Origin of the sequence: Rhizobium rosettiformans W3 (assembly GCF_004912135.1) — a bacterium.
GTDB classification, from domain to species: domain Bacteria; phylum Pseudomonadota; class Alphaproteobacteria; order Rhizobiales; family Rhizobiaceae; genus Allorhizobium; species Allorhizobium rosettiformans.
Genome location: NZ_STGU01000004.1, coordinates 252084 through 269363, shown reverse-complemented (window position 1 = coordinate 269363; position 17280 = coordinate 252084). Strand labels below are relative to the sequence as shown.

General features: G+C 64.1%; 19 protein-coding genes. 8 read left to right on the top strand and 11 right to left on the bottom strand.

What is annotated here, in order from left to right; genetic code table 11:
* Positions 1-51: 51 nt before the first annotated feature.
* The 7 genes from FAA86_RS09730 to FAA86_RS09700 all read right to left on the bottom strand — a co-directional run bounded on the left by FAA86_RS09730 (position 52) and on the right by FAA86_RS09700 (position 5920).
* Positions 52-405: a hypothetical protein gene (locus tag FAA86_RS09730; protein WP_136540133.1), complete on the bottom strand. Its 354-nt coding sequence runs from the start codon at positions 403-405 to the stop codon at positions 52-54.
* Positions 406-610: 205 nt separating this feature from the next.
* On the bottom strand, positions 611-991 hold the full coding sequence (locus tag FAA86_RS09725) for a DUF6481 family protein (RefSeq protein WP_136540131.1): 381 nt from the start codon (positions 989-991) through the stop codon (positions 611-613).
* A 29-nt stretch (positions 992-1020) separates the two neighbouring features.
* Positions 1021-1242 carry a hypothetical protein gene (locus FAA86_RS09720; RefSeq protein WP_136540129.1) on the bottom strand — a complete coding sequence of 74 codons (222 nt, stop codon included), beginning with the start codon at positions 1240-1242 and terminating at the stop codon, positions 1021-1023.
* A gap of 134 nt (positions 1243-1376) precedes the next feature.
* Entirely contained in the window at positions 1377-1586 is a 210-nt protein-coding gene (locus FAA86_RS09715; RefSeq protein WP_006725042.1) for a cold-shock protein, read from the bottom strand.
* Positions 1587-1821: 235 nt separating this feature from the next.
* Positions 1822-2421, bottom strand: coding sequence for an NAD(P)H-dependent oxidoreductase (locus FAA86_RS09710; RefSeq protein WP_136540127.1), 600 nt, complete (start codon positions 2419-2421; stop codon positions 1822-1824).
* A complete protein-coding gene (xseA, locus tag FAA86_RS09705; protein ID WP_136540125.1) occupies positions 2421-4031 on the bottom strand; it encodes an exodeoxyribonuclease VII large subunit in 1611 nt (536 codons plus the stop codon). The genes FAA86_RS09710 and xseA overlap by 1 nt, the downstream gene beginning before the upstream one ends.
* Before the next feature lie 65 nt (positions 4032-4096).
* Complete coding sequence (locus tag FAA86_RS09700) at positions 4097-5920, bottom strand: hypothetical protein (protein ID WP_425467442.1); 1824 nt, start codon at positions 5918-5920, stop codon at positions 4097-4099.
* Positions 5921-6098: 178 nt separating this feature from the next.
* Here FAA86_RS09700 and FAA86_RS09695 point away from each other — a divergent pair, with 178 nt between their 5' ends.
* A complete protein-coding gene (locus FAA86_RS09695) occupies positions 6099-7136 on the top strand; it encodes a glycosyltransferase (protein ID WP_136540121.1) in 1038 nt (345 codons plus the stop codon).
* Complete coding sequence (locus FAA86_RS09690) at positions 7133-7507, top strand: GtrA family protein (protein WP_136540119.1); 375 nt, start codon at positions 7133-7135, stop codon at positions 7505-7507. Before FAA86_RS09695 ends, FAA86_RS09690 begins: the two co-directional genes overlap by 4 nt.
* A gap of 15 nt (positions 7508-7522) precedes the next feature.
* On the opposite strand, the gene FAA86_RS09685 is transcribed toward FAA86_RS09690, so the two are convergent.
* Positions 7523-8509, bottom strand: coding sequence for a Gfo/Idh/MocA family protein (locus FAA86_RS09685; protein WP_136540117.1), 987 nt, complete (start codon positions 8507-8509; stop codon positions 7523-7525).
* Positions 8510-8701: 192 nt separating this feature from the next.
* On the opposite strand from FAA86_RS09685, the gene FAA86_RS09680 reads away from it, so the two are divergent.
* The 4 genes from FAA86_RS09680 (at position 8702) to FAA86_RS09665 (ending at position 11811) form a co-directional block, all read left to right on the top strand.
* Positions 8702-9262 carry an isochorismatase family protein gene (locus tag FAA86_RS09680; RefSeq protein ID WP_136540115.1) on the top strand — a complete coding sequence of 187 codons (561 nt, stop codon included), beginning with the start codon at positions 8702-8704 and terminating at the stop codon, positions 9260-9262.
* Positions 9263-9273: 11 nt separating this feature from the next.
* Positions 9274-10242 (top strand): GlxA family transcriptional regulator, encoded by a 969-nt coding sequence (locus FAA86_RS09675; RefSeq protein WP_136540113.1) that lies wholly within the window; start codon positions 9274-9276, stop codon positions 10240-10242.
* A 169-nt stretch (positions 10243-10411) separates the two neighbouring features.
* Entirely contained in the window at positions 10412-11362 is a 951-nt protein-coding gene (locus FAA86_RS09670; protein ID WP_136540111.1) for an aldo/keto reductase, read from the top strand.
* The gene (locus FAA86_RS09665) at positions 11359-11811 is read left to right on the top strand and encodes a GNAT family N-acetyltransferase (RefSeq protein ID WP_136540109.1); all 453 of its coding nucleotides are present in this window, start codon (positions 11359-11361) and stop codon (positions 11809-11811) included. The genes FAA86_RS09670 and FAA86_RS09665 overlap by 4 nt, the downstream gene beginning before the upstream one ends.
* A 7-nt stretch (positions 11812-11818) precedes the next feature.
* On the opposite strand, the gene FAA86_RS09660 is transcribed toward FAA86_RS09665, so the two are convergent.
* A complete protein-coding gene (locus tag FAA86_RS09660; protein WP_136540107.1) occupies positions 11819-12709 on the bottom strand; it encodes a LysR family transcriptional regulator in 891 nt (296 codons plus the stop codon).
* A gap of 119 nt (positions 12710-12828) precedes the next feature.
* On the opposite strand from FAA86_RS09660, the gene FAA86_RS09655 reads away from it, so the two are divergent.
* Positions 12829-13824, top strand: a complete 996-nt coding sequence (locus FAA86_RS09655; protein ID WP_136540105.1) for an aldo/keto reductase — start codon at positions 12829-12831, stop codon at positions 13822-13824.
* A gap of 104 nt (positions 13825-13928) precedes the next feature.
* Here the strand turns inward: FAA86_RS09655 and FAA86_RS09650 are convergent, their stop codons facing one another.
* The gene (locus FAA86_RS09650; protein ID WP_136540103.1) at positions 13929-14789 is read right to left on the bottom strand and encodes a DMT family transporter; all 861 of its coding nucleotides are present in this window, start codon (positions 14787-14789) and stop codon (positions 13929-13931) included.
* A gap of 162 nt (positions 14790-14951) precedes the next feature.
* Here FAA86_RS09650 and FAA86_RS09645 point away from each other — a divergent pair, with 162 nt between their 5' ends.
* Positions 14952-16313 (top strand): aminotransferase-like domain-containing protein, encoded by a 1362-nt coding sequence (locus tag FAA86_RS09645; protein ID WP_136540101.1) that lies wholly within the window; start codon positions 14952-14954, stop codon positions 16311-16313.
* Here FAA86_RS09645 and FAA86_RS09640 read toward each other — a convergent pair whose 3' ends face one another.
* Positions 16314-17177 carry a helix-turn-helix domain-containing protein gene (locus FAA86_RS09640; protein WP_484335645.1) on the bottom strand — a complete coding sequence of 288 codons (864 nt, stop codon included), beginning with the start codon at positions 17175-17177 and terminating at the stop codon, positions 16314-16316.
* Positions 17178-17280 lie beyond the last annotated feature (103 nt).

Genomic DNA, 17280 nt, shown 5'->3' with positions numbered 1-17280 from the left:
GTCGCGAGAAACAATCTGCCTCACGCGACAAGCGCGCAAACACTCCGGTCGTCAGCGATAGTAGACGATCTTGCCGCCATTATAGGCCGTCTGCACCCACAGCACATTGTGCGGGGCGATGCCGCGCACCTTGAGGGCTGCCGAGAGGCTCGGGTCTTCCGCGACCACGGCCTGGGCAAGCGCCAGGCTGTTGCCTGTCGGATAGATGGCCTGCTGCGGATAGGTGTGCCGCTCGAAGCTGCCGCGGTCCACGCGGATCGCGGTGACATTGCCATTATACTGCTTGCCGAAGAGAATTTCGCGCGGCGTCCAGCCGCCCGCCTCGACATAAGTCGCGGCGCTGGCGGGTAGGGTGGCAAGGGATGCTGCAGCAACGGCTGCAGCCAGAACGAGTTTCTTCATCATGATCATGCTCCTTTCGCCGGACGCTTGGGAGACCATCCGGCTTCGAGGCCACAAGTGGCGATCAGGAAGATGGTTGTCTAGTATAATCACATGAGCTTGATCGATTGCGCGCAACTCATTTTGCACACGCAGTGTTCACCATGCTCGCACCCGCCTCGTCAGGCAGCGAAAACGGACAGCGGCGTGACGAGGGAGCTCCGCCCGGTTACTTCTGGCGGGCCTTGCGGGCAGCGTAGCGACGGTCACGCTCGGCCTTGCGGGCGGCTTCGTCTTCGACCACGCGGCTGATGCGCGATGCTTCGGCCTGCTCGCGGGCATCCTGTTCGGCGCGTGCTGCGGCGATCGCCGCTTCTTCGCGCTCGCGGGCTTCCTGCTCGGCTCGGGCCTCTTCTTCGGCCTTCAACCGGTCGCGCTCGGCATGGCGCTTGGCACGTTCTTCGGCGCGGATCGCACGTTGTGCCATGCGGGCCTCGCGCTCGGGATCTGCCGCGGCGTGTGCCGCCTTATAGGCCTGCAGCAGGGCCGCCTTGGCCTCAGTGGCTGTTGTGCGGCGCTCGGCAAGGCCATGATCTCTGCTGAATTTCATCTTGTCTCCGATCTCTTGGATGTCAGGTTTCAGGTGCGCGCCCGTTTGGCGACCAGAGCCGCCGTGGCGCTTTCGCGGGCTTCACGCTCGCGGGCGAGACGTGCCTCGCGCAGACGGATGGTCTTTTCGTCGCGCGCGGAGGCGATGGCATCCTGCTCGTCGACGGCGCGACTGCGGGCCAGAAACTGCGACTGCGTCTTCGCGAAGGCGATCTCGGCCGTTTGTCTGGATTTGGTGAGGTGTTCGGTCATGGGGTCTCCTTTCAGGAGGCTGCCTTGTTCAGGCAATAAAAAAAGGCCAGGCGAACCGCCTGACCTTTCCGAGGGATCGTGCCTTCAACAGTGCCAGTACATCCGTGGTCAAAGGAAAGCGGATCCCGGATCTATCAGGCTGCCTGCAGGTTGCAGGCCGACATCTTGCCCGACTTGTTGTCGCGCTCCATGTCGTAAGCCAGCTTCTGGCCTTCGACGATTTCGCGCATGCCCGACCGTTCGACGGCGGAGATGTGAACGAAGGCGTCCGGGCCGCCGTTGTCAGGCTGAATGAAGCCGAAGCCCTTGGTGGAATTGAACCATTTTACTGTGCCAGTGGTCATGTTGAACCCTTTCATAGCGCATAGAGTGACCCAGCGCGGATGCGCTGCGGAGAGAACGATTTTTGAGAGGAAGGTTCGACAGGGCGCGGGCTGTCCCGCGCGGTAACCAAAGCTTAGCAAGCAAACATCGATGACCGATAGATAGAGGTCTTCCTAATGAAAGTCAACCATCGGTTTTTGACCACGCTTCATCTTCAATCAAAAGTGTAATTTTCGAAGATGCAACCGCGCCCGGTCAAAGGCTGGCGAAAGCGGACCTGACCCTGTCGAGAAATCCCTTGCGCTTCTCCTCCGTCGCCCGGTCCATGTCGTGCAGCGCGAACATGCGAAAGTCCACGCCTTTGGCACAGAAGGCAGCCACGCCGCGCTTCAGGATCCGCTTGACCGGGTTGGCCATGTAGAGATGCACGACCCACCAGGGCGAACCGGTCGAGGTCACGACCCAGAAGCTCTCGATGTGGGTCATCAGCGGCACGATGCGCCCGCCGGCCTTGTCGTGCTCGAAGGCGACGCCGGGCACGAAGATGCGGTCGATGAACCCCTTCATGATCGCCGGCAGATTGAACCACCATTGCGGAAAGACGAGCACCAGGCCATCGGCCGCCTTGAGCCGTGTGACGATGCCCGAGACGTCTTCCGGCGGCTCATAACCGGGCTCCATATAAGCGGCGCGCTCGGCGGCCGTAAGACGCGGATCAAAATCCTCGACGTAGAGATCGAGCAGATCGACCGTGTGGCCTCGTCCTTCCAGCGTCTCGACCACCGTTCTAGCCGCAGAGGCCGCGAAGCTCTCCGGAAGCGGATGGGCGAGCACGACCAGGAAGCGGCGTGCCATCAGAAGAGGCTCCCCTGCCCGGCCGGTGGCTCGCTCTTGCGTGGAGGCTTCGGCGCAGGCGCGATCCGCGCCGGCTGTGGCGCTGACGGTTCCGGCGGGGATACACCTTCGCCGGCGACGGCCCTAACGCGGCCATCGGCAAACTCGATCGCAATCGTCTGGCCATGCGTGAGGCCGTCGGCCCGCGAGACAGGCCGGTCATCCTCGTCGCGGATCACGGCATAACCGCGCGCCAGCACGTTCTTGTAAGAGAGCGATTGGAGCACGCGGTCCTGCGCCACCAGCGCCTGGCGGGCGCGGCGCAGATCGTTCATCACGGCACTGTCGGCCCGGCGACCCAGGCTTTCCAGCCTGTCCTTCGAGCGTTCCGTCATCGCCGTCAGCCGCGCCGGGACCGCCGTCAGCGTCGCATCGAAACGCCCGAGCCGCGCCTTGTTGCGCTCGATCAGCCGCTCGATGACGCGTTCGGCGCGGACACCACTTTCCGACAGCTTCTGCTTACGCTCTACCAGGCGGCGCGCCAGCATTTCGGGCGAGAGCTTGGCGGCCACGCGCTCGAAGCTGCGGCGCTTGTTCATGGTGTTGAGCTCGAGACTGCGACCGAGACCGGCAGCCGCTTCGTCGAAGCGACGGCGGGGCAAGGCGAGCAACTGGTCGAGCGAAGGCAGTGCCCGCACGAGGCTGCGCAGGTTCTGGCGACGATTGTCCATCTGCCTGACCATTGCGCCAGAGAGACGAGCGGACAGCGTCGCCACCTGCGCCTCGAGGTCGGCCTTCACGGGAACGGCCATTTCCGCCGCGCCCGTCGGCGTCGGGGCGCGCACATCGGCGGCGTAGTCGATCAGGGTCCAGTCAGTTTCATGGCCGACGGCGGAGATGAGGGGAATCGCGCTGGCAGCTGCCGCACGCACTACCGCCTCGTCGTTGAAGCTCCAGAGGTCCTCGAGGCTGCCACCGCCGCGCGCGACGATCAACACGTCTGGCCGCGGGATGGGGCCGCCACGCTCCAGCGCATTGAAGCCATGAATGGCATTGGCCACCTCGTCGCCAGAACCTTCGCCCTGCACCTTGACTGGCCAGACCAGCACATGGACGGGAAACCGGTCGGAAATGCGGTGCAGGATATCGCGGATGACCGCACCTGTCGGCGAGGTGACGACGCCGATCACCTTGGGCAGGAAGGGCAAGAGCTGCTTGCGGGCGGGATCGAACAGACCCTCCGCCGTAAAGCGGCGCTTACGCTCCTCGATCAGGGCCATCAGCGCGCCGGCGCCCGCCGGCTCCATCTGCTCGATGACGATCTGGTATTTCGACGAGCCGGGGAAGGTCGTGACCTTGCCGGTGGCGATCACCTCCATGCCCTCTTCCGGGCGGTATTTGAGCCGGGAAAAGGAGCCCTTCCAGATCACGGCATCGATGCGCGCCTTGTCGTCCTTCAGGCTGAAATAGGCATGGCCCGAGGAATGGGGCCCGCGATAGCCGGAGATTTCGCCGCGCACCCGCACGTGATCGAAAGAGGTCTCGATGGTGCGCTTGATCGAGCCCGAGAGTTCCGAAACGGAGAACTCGGTGAGGTTCGTCGGCGAATCGTTGTCGAAGAAATTGCTCATGCCCCTTCCCTAGCGGAAAACGCCGGCAAGATCAGCCCGCAGCGCAGGCGATCCCTTGCTTTCCCTCAGGGCAGTTCGACGCGGTAGATCTGCATGCCCGAAGGGCCGTCCACGGGCACGGGCTTGAGATAGCCGGGCACCTCGCCCTTCCTCATGCCGGCATAGAGACCATCGGCCTTGGTCTCAGCGATCTTTTCCGTCTGCGGGAAGTCTGGGCAGAAGACCAGGATCGTCGCGCCAGCACCCCGCAGGAAGGCGGCGGCTTCTTCGGGCTCGGCGAGACCCACATGCAGTTCGGTGAGCATGCCACCCTGGTTGCGGTGATAGGGACCGGAGAGGACACGGTGGCGGGTGAAGCGCAGGATCTCCGGCCCCATGTCGGAGGCCGCAACGACGACACCTGTCGGCAGCTGGTTGAGCGCTGCAAAGCCCGCCGGTGCATCGCAGGCCGGTCTTTCTGCCGCCTGAGCCGCGGTCGCCGGTGCCAGCCCTTTCATGCGGTTGGTCACGCCGGCCGTGCCCTCGACAAAAAGAACGCCGAACAGGGCCCAGGCTCCCGGCACCGACAAGAAGGCGGCCAGCGCGAAGAGCAGGCCCGTGCCCAACTGGTCGGGTTCCTCCCGGGTCTTGCGGCGCAGTTCGCCGATGAGGAGCGCGAGTGGCGGGATCGCGAGCAGGTTTGCAAAGATGGCGCCGCGCACCTGGACAAGCGCAATCAACCAGCAGACCGCGATCAGGGCGAGGATGATGGCGTGCGACCGGATGCGATCGCCGTTCAGGATCCGGAAGCCGCAGACACAGATGGCGAAGAAGCCAACGGCATAAAAGCCGCCAAAGGCCGAGGGCTCCTTGTCGAACTGGTCGAGGAAGGATTGCGCTTCAATCACGCCCGACAGCCACAGCGAATGCAGCAGGGGATCCAGCTCGTTGAGGGGGTTCTGCAGGCATTGCGGGGCGATCGTGAGAGCGCCGAGGCCCACGAGCAGGCCCGTGACGCCGATGGCTGCGATGCGCAGACGGATATCCTGCATGCCAGGCAGTTGGGTGGCGATGAAAAGCGCGGCTGCACCTATCCCGACCACCGCATAGAAGCCGACCGAGAGGCTGTCGCAGGTCACGGTCGCATACTGCGCCGGGGGGACCGTGGCGAAGAAGAAGGCCGAGAGGCTGACGAGGAGGGTGAGCGAGAAGGTTCGTGCGGTCTTTGCGTATGCTGCCCCTTCCAGAGCCCAGAGGACGCCGACGATGGCGCAAGCGGCGGCAATGAGCGGCGTCGTCTCCGCACCGATCGCGATGGCTGCGGCAGCGGCGAGACCTGCCAGCGCATGACCCGCCGTGCCTCTTGCTGGATCGAGCAGGCCGGCGGCGATCGCTGCGACCAGAACGAGCTGGACATTGTGGTGGTCGATCGAGCCGGGCAGGAAGCGATTGGCGGTGATGACGAAAACGGATGTCAGGAGCAGCGCGATATGCATGGTGACATCGTCGCCCATACGCCGGGCCGCCACGCCGATGGCTGCCATCAGCGGCAGGATCAGCAGGAAGGGCCAGACGAGCAGCGCGAGTGCCTCGGCCTGCTCCATCGGCACGAAGTGGGCGAAGGCACCAATCAGCAGGGCGATCGGCAGGTCGATGAGGCGCGACCAGTGCATCAGCGTGCCGACTTCGAGCCCCAGACGATATTGCGTCAGGTCGAACCAGGACTGGCCGGCCAGGAGATCGCGCACCTGAACGAGGCGCATGACGTCATCATTGTCCGCGCCGACATAATCGACCGCCATGGGCAGGTTCAACAGGGCGATCACCGCCATGGTGACGATGCCGTAGACCAGCGTCCAGACCAGAAGCGGGCGCGCGGGCGAGGCTCTCGACGTATCCGGCAAGGTCATGTCGGCCATGCTGGCTCAAATCTCCCTGTCCATCCGAACTGCCTCCCATCGGGAACAAGCGACGGACCATATTTCAAAGACTGATCTTGCCCGAAACCTAGCCTTAACCTTCTCAAGAAATAGTAAAACCAATGGTGGCCAAGGGCTGCCCGAACCCCAGCGCTTTGAGCAGGTCCCCATGAGCCGTGCGGCCATTCCCTCCCTCGACATTGCCGTTCTTCTGCCGTGCTACAACGAAGCCGCCACGATCGGCCAGGTGGTCAGCGATTTTCGCGCGGCCCTGCCGGAGGCGAAGATTTATGTCTACGACAACAATTCGACGGATGGCACGGCCCTGAAGGCCATGCTCGCCGGCGCGACCGTCGTGCGCGAACGCCGCCAGGGCAAGGGTCATGTGGTGCGCCGCATGTTCTGCGACATCGACGCCGACATCTACATCATGGCCGATGGCGACGGGACCTATGGACCCGCCGACGCCGAGGAACTGATCCGCACGCTGATCACCGAACGCGCCGACATGGTGGTCGGCACGCGCCGCGGCGTGCATGACGATGCCGGCCGCAACGGCCATGCCTTCGGCAACCGGCTGTTCAACCAGCTCTACCGCATGCTGTTCGGCAATGACTTCACCGACATTCTCTCAGGCTACCGCGCCTTCTCCCGCCGCTATGTGAAGAGCTTCCCGGCCGTCTCCGCCGGCTTCGAGATCGAGACGGAAATGTCGGTGCATGCCTCGCGGCTGAAGCTGCCGGTCTGCGAGATCGAGCTCGATTACGGCCGCCGGCCGGAAGGCTCCCATTCCAAGCTCTCGACCTTCAAGGATGGCTTCAAGATCCTCTGGATGTTCGCCATGCTGATGAAGGAAACGCGGCCCTTCGCCTTTTTCGGGCTGATCGCCGCCGGCCTGATGGGGGCAAGCATCGGTTTCATGGCGCCCGTCCTCTACGAGTTCTTCACCACCGGCCTCGTCTCGCGCATGCCGACCTGGATCGCCGCCATGGCGCTGACCATGATGTCCTTCCTGTCGTTCACGGCAGCGCTCATCCTCGATTCCGTCGCGCGGTCTCGCGCCGAGCAGCTGAGGATCCACTATCTCACGCTTCCGGCGCTCAACACGTCCAGGCTCGCCACCGAAGCACAGACTGCACCGGAGAAACCGAAGCGTGAGCGCTCGCCCAAGCTAACGAGCAAGGGCGGCTCGTCCCGCGCTGCATGAAGAAGTTCCTGCGCTTCGTCGTCGTCGGCGCCACCGGCTTTCTCGTCGATGCCGGCGTGCTCTGGCTGTTCCTCACCTTCACGCCGATCGGGCCGCTTGCCGCCCGTATCGTCGCGATCGCGTTTGCCATGACGATGACATGGCTGCTCAACCGCCACTTCACTTTCGGCGCCTCGAAGCGCTCTGTTGTCAGCGAAGGCTTTCGCTACGGCTTCATCGGCGCCGTCACGTCGCTGATCAATTACGGGGTCTATGCCCTGCTTCTGATCGGCGCGCCGCTGCTCAGCCCCTACGCCGCGCTGGTCTTTGCGTCCATCGCGGCGATGCTGTTCAGCTTCTTCGGCTATTCGCGCTACGTCTTTCGCCGCTAGGCGGCAAGAGGCGGATTACACCGCCTCCCAGCCGTCCTTCTCTGCCGCGCGGTAGATCGCGTCGATCAGCTTCTGGTTCGCCTTGGAATTCTCCAGGGTCACGACCTCGCCCTTCGTGCCGGCCACGGCCCGCGCGAAGGCTTCTGCCTCCAGCTTGTACTGGCGGCTGTCGGGGAAGCGGAAGATCTGGGAGACGTTGTGGCCGCGATTGGTGAGTTCGACTTCCTCGGCGCCCCAGCGGTCGGCATTGAAGGGTGACTTGACCTCGATGAAGCCGTCCGTGCCGTGGAAGACCATCAGCTGGCGGTTCGCCATCTGGGTCGAGACATAGAAATTCAGCTCGAAGTCACCGAAATCGGCCTTCACGCTCGAATAGATGTCGGTGCCGAATTCCGGATCGCGCTCGATGGTCGACTGCACCCGGACTGGCTCCTTGCCGGTGACAAAACGGGTGGTGATCGTCGGGTAAACGCCGATATCCGGCAGCGCGCCGCCGCCGAGTTCGGGGATGTTGCGCATGTTGCCGGGGTCGCGGTTGAAATAGGTAAAGGAGCCCTGCACCATCTTCAGAGTGCCGATGGCGCCTTCGGCCAGCAGTTCGCGGACCTTCAGCCAGACCGGTGCATAGGTCACCATATAGGCTTCCGTGATCAGCACCTTGTTGCGTTCGCGGGCCGCAATGATCCCGTCGATCTCTTCCGCCTTCAGTGCAATTGGCTTTTCGCAGAGTACATGTTTGCCGGCATCGGCCGCCTTGATCGACCACTCGACATGCTGCGAGGTCGGCAGCGGGATGTAGACGGCATCGATGACGTCGGAGGCGAGCATTTCCTCGTAGGAGCCAAAGGCATGGGGAACCGAGAAACGGTCGGCCATCTCGCGGGCCTTGGCGAGATCACGGCTGGCGACTGCCGTCACAACAGCGTTTTCGGCATCCTGGATCGCCGGCACCACAAGCTCGCGACCGATCTTGGCCGTCGACAGAATTCCGAAACGCAGCATCTTTTGTCCTCCTCAAAATGTCGGGGCGGACATTAGGCGAAGCTCCGGCAGGGCGCAACCGGTTGTCAGACAATCAGCTTGCCGCGAGAAAGAGATGCTTGGCCGAAAATGTCCGCTCTTCGTCCGGCAGGCGCATGGTGACTATAAACCAAGGATCTATGCTAGTCTTCATCGCAAAGACAGGAGACGAACATGTCCGCTCAAGACACTACCCTCATCGTGGTCGACGTTCAGGAGAGTTTCCGCCAGGCGCCTTACTGGGACGCGTCGGAACTGCCGGCCTACATCGCCCGCCAGCAGGCGCTGATCGATGGGGCCAAGACCGCCGGCATGCCGATCGTGCAGATCTTCCATGTCGACACGGACGAAGCCTTCCGGCTGGAAAGCGGCCTTGTCCGCACGCTCTGGGAGATTACGATCGAGCCGACCATCACCTTCCACAAGGGTGTGCATTCGGCTCTCGTCGATACCGGCCTCGAGGCCTGGCTGCGCGCAAACGGTATCCGCCGCGTCATCGTCTCCGGCATCCGCACGGAACAGTGCTGCGAGACCACGACCCGCCACGCCTCCGATCTTGGCTTCGAGGTCGATTTCGTCACCGAGGCAACGCTGACCTTCGCGATGACGCATGCCTCGGGCAAAGTCTTCTCGGCCGAGGATATCCGCGTCAGGACCGAACTCGTGCTTGCCGGCCGCTTTGCCCGGATCGTGACGGTAGAACAGGCGCTCGCGCCGCTTTCTGCCGCCGCCTAAGGGCAATCATCATGGACGTGATCCCGGTCTTCATCCTCGTTCCGCCCGACACGCTGCTGATCGACATCGCCGGTCCGCTGGAAGTGTTGCGCTATGCAAACGGCGAGCAGGACCGGGTTCGCTTCGACTATCGCTACATCTCCGCCAAGCCGCGGCAGCAGACGTCGATCCGGCTCGTGCTCGACGGGCTCGATCCGCTGCCCGAGACCCTGCCGGAGCAGGCGATCCTCGTTATCTCCGGCAGTCTCACCGTCGGCATCGACGAGATTGCGCGCGACGCTGAACTGAAGGAACTCAAGCGCTGGCTTGCCCGCACGGTCAGACCCGACACGCGTCTCGTGACCATCTGCTCCGGCGCGCTGCTGGCGGCTGCCGCCGGGCTGATGGAGGGCTATCAGTGCACCACGCATGCCGAGTGCCTGGACGAACTGAGATCACTAGCACCCACGGCAAGCGTTCTCGAAAACCGCCTCTATGTCGAGGACGGCAACCGCTTTTCGAGCGCTGGCATCTCCACCGGCATCGACCTCATGCTGCATCTCGTCAGCCGCTTCGCCTCGCCGCAGGCCGCTCTCGCCGCTGCCCGCAAGATGGTCATCTACCTGCGTCGCAGCGGCCAGGACCCGCAGCTGTCGCCCTGGCTTTCGGGGCGCAACCATATCCATCCGGCCATCCACCGGGCGCAGGATGCGATCATGGCCGATCCGGCGCGAGACTGGTCTCTGCCGGGCCTCGCCGGCATCGCGCATTTGAGCGAGCGGCATCTCTCGCGCCTCTTCCGCGAGCATGTCGGGCAGTCGGTCGTCGATTACGTCAACCTGATGCGGGTGACGCTCGCCCAGGAACTTCTCAAGCAATCGCGGCTCGACATGGAAAGCCTCGCACTGCGTTCCGGCTTTGCCTCGTCCCGGCATATGCGGCGCGTCTTTGCCCAGCATCACGGCCTGTCACCCAGCGCGTTTCGCAAGACTGGAGACTGAAAGCCCGTGCGACACTGGAAAGCCGCAATGCGAGACCCATATCGAGGCCATGAGCGGGCGATAGGACAAACCCGCTTCAGAACCCATCAATGCTTTTCAATGGTGCCGTCGACTTACGCTTGATAGCGTCGCTCCAATCCTTCCTTTCCCCATCTATCCGAGGCTTCCCATGCAGAAACGTGCTCTCGGCCGCACCGGCCTTTCGATCGCCCCCGTCGTGCTCGGCGGCAATGTCTTCGGCTGGACCGCCGACGAGAAGACCTCATTAGAGGTTCTCGACCGCTTCTTCGACGCCGGCTTCAACACGATCGATACGGCCGACATGTATTCGCTCTGGGCTGACGGCAATGTCGGAGGCGAGAGCGAGACGATCATCGGCAACTGGCTGAAGCGCGGTGGCGTGAAACGTGAGGATGCCGTTATCGTTACTAAGGTGGGTGCCGATCTCGGCGGCAAGAAGCGCGGCCTCAGCGCCCGCCGCATTGCGGAAGCGGTGGAGGATTCGCTGCGGCGTCTGCAGACCGACTATATCGACCTCTATCTCGCCCATTGGCCGGATGCGGAAACGGATGATGAGGAGAGCCTTGCCGCCTTTGCCAAGCTCAAGGACGAGGGCAAGGTGCGCGCGATCGGCTGCTCCAACCTCGATGCTGAGCAACTTCAGACGACCTTCGACGCGGCAGCCAAGGCCGGCGTCGGGCGCTACGACGTCATCCAGCCGGAATACAATCTCTACACCCGCTCCAAATTCGAGGGGGATCTGGCGAACCTCTGCCAGCGCGAAGAGATTGGCGTGATCACCTACTACGCGCTGGCCTCCGGCTTCCTCACCGGCAAGTATCGCAGCGCGGCCGATACCGAGGGCAAGGCGCGCGGCGAGGATATGGAGCCCTATCTCAACACGCGTGGCTTCCACATTCTCGGCGCCCTCGACCAGGTGGCTGCTGAGACCAGGACCAGCCCCGCCACCGTGGCCATCGCTTGGGTGGCGGCTCAGCCGGGGATCACCGCACCGATCGCGTCCGCCACGAGCCTGCGCCAGCTCGATAGCCTGATTGCCGCCGGTAAGCTTGAACTGACGAAGGCGCAGATCGACGCGCTCAATGCGGCCAGCGCATGAGCCGGCCTCTCGTCATTCGGGACGCCACGGCGGCGGATGAAGCCGCCTGGCGGGGCCTCTGGAATCAATATCTCGCCTTCTACAAGGTAAACCTCGCCGAGGATGTCACGGCCCATACCTGGGCGCGCATTCTCGATCCGTCGTCGCGAGTCGCCATGCGTGTGGCGGAGGTCGACGGAATGCTCGCCGGTTTTGCCATCCACCATTTCCACGATTCGACCTGGGTGAAGACGCCGGATTGCTATCTGGAAGACCTCTTCCTCAACGCGACCTATCGCGGTCAGGGCATTGGCCGGGCGCTGATCGACGATCTGATCGCGATCACGAAGGCAAAAGGTTGGTCCCGGCTCTACTGGCATACCGACCGGGACAATGCCACCGCCCGGAAGCTCTACGACACCTACGCGCCGGAAGACGGCCATGTCCGCTATCGGCTGAGGCTCGGTTAAGCGGGCGTCAGCCCCGCCAGCGGAAGAAATCGATGAAGGCGCGAAGCGCCGGGCGCATCTGGCGGCGGCTGGAATAGTAGAGCGAGAAACCGTCGAAAGGCGGGCACCAGTCGTCGAGCACGCGGATCAGTCGCCCCTCGCCAATATCCGCCTCGACGCCGGTGTCGAAGAGATAGGCAAGGCCCGCGCTATCGATCGCAGCCTGCCGCATCAGGCCCTGATCGGAGAGGATCAGGGGTCCCCGGACATTGATGGACAATGCGCGACCGCCCTTTTCGAACTCCCAGCGATAGATCGTGCCGCTCTGGAAACGCCGGCGGATGCAGGCATGCTCGGTCACGTCACGCGGCTCCCTGGGGATCGGATGCCGCGAGAAGTAATCCGGCGAGCCGACGACCGAACCGCGCCAGGGGCCGCTCATCCTGACGGCAATCATATCGGCATCGAGATGTTCGCCCAAACGCAGGCCCGCGTCATAGCCCTTCTCGACGATATCCTCGAAACGGTCGTCGGTGAGGATCTCCAGCTCGATCTCCGGATAAGCGGCGGCAAAGGCGCCGAGCCGTGGGGCGATCAGGCTCTGCGCTGCCAGCATCGGCATGGTGATGCGCAGTGCCCCGGCCGGGCGGCCGCTGCTGTCCGAGAGCGCTTCGATCGCAGAAGCGATATCGGCCAGGGCCGGCTGGAGGGTCTCGAGGAGCTGGCGACCTTCCGCCGTCGGCGCGGCGCTCCGTGTCGTCCTAGCTATCAGACGGAGGTTCAGGCTCTCCTCCAGCGACGAGATCGCATGGCTCACCGCCGAGGGCGCGATGCCGAGTTCGGCGGCTGCCTTGCGGAAGCTGCCGTGATGGGCCACCGTGGCAAGCACGGCGAGTTGGGAAAGCTGGGTCCGGTTCATTGTTCGAAATGATAGAACAAGCTGATCCGGGATGCATGGATTTTCTGAAAGATCATGACGCGCTAGATAGACCTCCGCGGCCGCTTCCGGCTGCCTACAGATTTTGAAGGAGAGGCCTGATGAAGACCCGCACACTCGGCACACTCACGACATCCGCCATCGGCCTCGGCTGCATGGGCATGAGCCATGCCTATGGCACCAATATCGACGAGGCGACGGCGCAGAAACTCTTCGATCATGCGGTGGAACGCGGCGTGACCTTCTTCGACACGGCAGAGGTCTACGGCCCCTTCACCAATGAGGAACTGGTCGGCAAGGGCTTGCGAAAGCATCGCGACAAGGTCGTGATCGCCACCAAATTCGGCTTCACCATCGGCGACGAGGCCAAGGCCGCGCGTCCCTCCGGCCTCGACAGCCGGCCGGAGCATGTCCGCGCTGTGGCCGAAGCTTCGCTGAAGCGGCTCGGCGTCGAGGTCATCGACCTCTTCTACCAGCACCGCGTCGACCCCGATGTCGCGATCGAAGAGACCGTCGGCGCCATGGCAGACCTCGTGAAAGAGGGCAAGGTCAAGGCGCTCGGTCTCTCGGAGGCAAGTGCCGCGACGCTGCGGCGGGCGCATGCCGTTCATCCGATCTCCGCCATCCAGAGCGAATACTCCCTCTGGACCCGCGACCCGGAAACGAACGGCGTGCTCGACACCTGCCGCGAACTCGGCATCGGTTTTGTGCCCTTCTCGCCGCTTGGTCGCGGCATGCTGACCGGCGCGCTCAAGGACCTTTCCAAGCTCGGCAAGGACGACTTCCGCCGCGGTCTGCCGCGCTTCGACCAGGAGAATTTCGATGCCAACCTGGCGCTGGTCACGGCGCTCGAAACCATGGCGGCGGATAAGGGTGTGACGCCCGGCCAGCTGGCGCTCGCCTGGGTTCTCGCCCAGGGCGACTTCATCGTGCCGATCCCGGGCACCACCAAGATCGCCAATCTCGACAGCAATATCGATGCGACCGGGATCACGCTCTCGGCCGAGGATCTGGCCACGCTCTCGACCGTGGTCTCGCCCGACAAGGTGGCGGGCGCTCGTTACAACGAAGCCATGTCCAAGATGGCAGGCCGATAAGGTCGCTAGAGTACTTCCGCCAGGAGCCGGAAGTACTCGACCTGCCTTGTTTCGACGCAGTCCGGACGCAAAACCGCTGACGCACTTTTGCTGGACATGCTCTTTCAGGCAAAGCGTCGGCTGCCCGCCACGCAAAGCACCACGAGCAGGGCTGTTGTCAGCATGGGAAGGCTTACTTTTTCATGCAGCAGCCCTGCCGCCAGAACGAAGCCGAGAAAGGGCTGCAGCAGCTGCAGCTGGCCTACCGAGGCGATGCCGCCCAGTGCCAAGCCGCGATACCAGAAGATGAAGCCGATCATCATGCTCAAGAGCGAAACGTAAGCGAGAGCGAACCAGCCGGAGGACGAAACGGCGGCCAGATCTTCCGGCATGGTCCAGAGCGCGAGCGGCAGCATGACCGGCAGCGACAGCACCAGCGCCCAGCTGATCACCTGCCAGCCACCCAGCCGACGCGACAGACGCGCGCCCTCGGCATAGCCCAGGCCGCAGGCCAGCACCGCGGCGATCATCAGCCCGGCTCCGGCCACCGACATCTCCGCTGTGGTCGAGAGCGCAAAGCCAGCGACGAGGGCTGCGCCCGTCACGGAGAACATCCAGAAGACGACCGAGGGCCGCTCGCCCGCCCGCAACACGCCGAAGAGCGCCGTGCAGAGCGGCAGCAGGCCGATGAAGACGATCGACTGGGCCGACGTGATGCTCTGGAGCGCCAGCGCCGTCAGCAGGGGAAATCCGACGACGACACCGAGGGCGACGACCGCCAACGGAAGGAGGTCACTGCGCGCGGGCCGTTTCTCACGGAGAACAACCAGCAGTGCGGCACCAAGGACCGCCGCGATCACGGCGCGCGCCGATGTCAGGAACAGCGGGGCGAAATCGGCGAGCCCCACCCGCGTTGCCGGCAGCGAACCGCTGAAGATCAGCACGCCGATGAATCCACTGGCCCAGGCTTTCCAAGAGGTCGTCATTCTCGTCTCCTTCTTTTCTGCCCTCCCTTATCGCGCGAAGGGGCTGGTGCATCCAGAGACGGAGCGATACAATCTGGCCAAACTGTATTGATGACAAAGGCCATACAGATGAACGAGCGGGTTCAACCCCCGGAGTTGCCGGCCTCGCGGACGGCGCAAGTGATGGCCGATATTCGCGGCCGCATCGGCGCGGGCCGGCTCGCGCCCAACGACCGGCTGCCCTCGATCCGGCGCCTTGCCGTCGAGCTTTCGGTGTCGCCATCCACCGTCGTCGAGGCCTATGATCGGTTGTCGGCGGAAGGTCTGATCCGCCCGCGTCCCGGTTCCGGCTTCTTCGTCACCGAGGCCGGGCGCACGCCTGCACCGCTCGTCCGGCTCGATCCTCCCCGGGCGCCAGAGGTCGATCCCTTCTGGGTCGCACGCCAGGCGCTGGACGCCGATCCCGGCACATCCAAGCCCGGCTGCGGCTGGCTGCCGCCGGACTGGATGCCGACAGCCCTCCTGCATGCCGGCATGCGCAATGTGCTGCGCCAGGCGACCAGCCTCACCACCGATTACGGTCCCTCGCGGGGCAGCGCTGGCCTCCGGCGTTTCGTCGAAACGCGGCTGCGTCAGCAGTCGATTACGCTATCCGAAGATCAGGTTCTGCTTGCGGGCTCAGCCACCCAGGCGCTCGATCTCGCCTGCCGGCTTTTGCTCCGTCCCGGCGACCGGGTCATTGTCGACGATCCCTGCTATTTCAATTTCCAGACGCTGCTGCGGGCCCATCAGGCCATCGCAATCCCCGTGCCCTACACGGAAAACGGCCCTGATATCGCCGCCTTCGAAGCCGCCGTCGCCCGCGAGACGCCGCGCCTCTATCTCACGAATTCCGGCCTGCACAATCCGACCGGCGCAACGCTCTCGCCGCAGGTCGCCTTCCAACTGCTCGGCATCGTCGCCCGTTCGGACATGCTGGTCGTCGAGGACGACATCTTTTCAGACTTCGAGCCGGAGCCGGCGATCACGCTCGCCACCCTCGACGGCCTCTCCCGTGTCATCCGCATCGGCAGTTTTTCCAAGACGATCTCAGCCTCGCTGCGCACCGGCTTCATCGCCGCCGATCCCGAGCGTATCCGGCTCCTCACCGACCTGCAGGTCGCGATCCAGTTCGGCGGCCCGAGCCAGGTGGCAACCGAGGCGATCCAGAGCGTGCTGTCGAGCGGCGGCTATCGGAAATATCTCGAGCAATTGCATCGGCGGCTCGACACCGAGCGGCGCGCGACCGCCACCCGGCTCGGGGATCTCGGCATCCATCCCGTGCTCATGCCGCGTGGCGGCCCCTATCTCTGGTGCCGCATGCCCGATGGCGTCAGTTCCACCGCGCTTGCCCAGGCCGCCCTGCCCCAGGGCGTTGTGCTGGCGCCCGGCAATGTCTTCAGCCCCTCGCTCTCGGCAGACGGCTTCATGCGCTTCAACGTCTCGCATATGGGCGATATCAGGCCCTTCAGGGTGCTGGAGCGTGCACTGAAGACGATGGGATAATCAGCCGCTGACGGCGCGGCGATAGGCTGACGGCGTTGTGCCGGTCACGGCCTTGAAGATGCGCGTCAGATGGCTCTGGCTGCTGAAACCGCAGGCAGAAGCGATCTGAGCGATCGGCTCGCTGCCTTTCAGCATATGCCGGGCGCGGTCGATGCGGCGGTTCAGGATAAAGTCATGCGGGGAGACGCCGCAGCTTGCCCGAAACATCCGCTGCAGATGGAATTCGCTCAAATCGGCGAGCTTCGCCAGATCCTTGAGCGTGATCGTCTGATCGAGGCTCGCCTCGATATGCTCGACAAGGCGCCGCCGCAAAACGGGCGCCAGGCCGCCCCGCAGCACCGGACGCCGCTCGCCGCCATAACGCGGGTCGGCAAACAACTGCTCGACGGCGGAGACGATCGCCTGTTCGGCGAGCAGCCGGTTGCCACCCTGCGTGGCGGTCGCCAGATGCACCAGGATTTCCGCCAGTCTCGGCGCCTCTGCGAAAGTCGCCTCCGGCAGAAGCATCAGCCGGGCATCGCGGTCAAAGGTCTCCGCGAACAGGCGGCGCAGCTCGTCATCGGCGACATAGAGATGCACGAACTTGAAATTGTCGGTGATCTCCCATTCGGAGGAGGCCCCCTGCGGCATGATGCAGAGCGCACCCGGCCAGCCGGCAATGCTGCCGGCATCGATCCTTCGCGTGCCGTCGCCGCCGCGCAGATAGCAGCTGAAGGTGTGGCCGTCGGTCCGCTCGTAGCGCATGCGGTCATGGCTGTTGCGCCAGATCGCACTTCCCCTGCCCTCGCCAAGGTCGAGCGTCTCCCCACGCTCGGCGCGGGACGAGGCGGACAGGGAGCTGAAGACGGTGGCGGTGTGCAGCATGGTTCGCTCTTTACAAGATCGCCCGCATTCTAGCGCGCTTTGTGCGCTGCGCCATCGGCAATCACCGCCGCCCACCCCTCTCGGCGCAGTTCACCGCAAGATC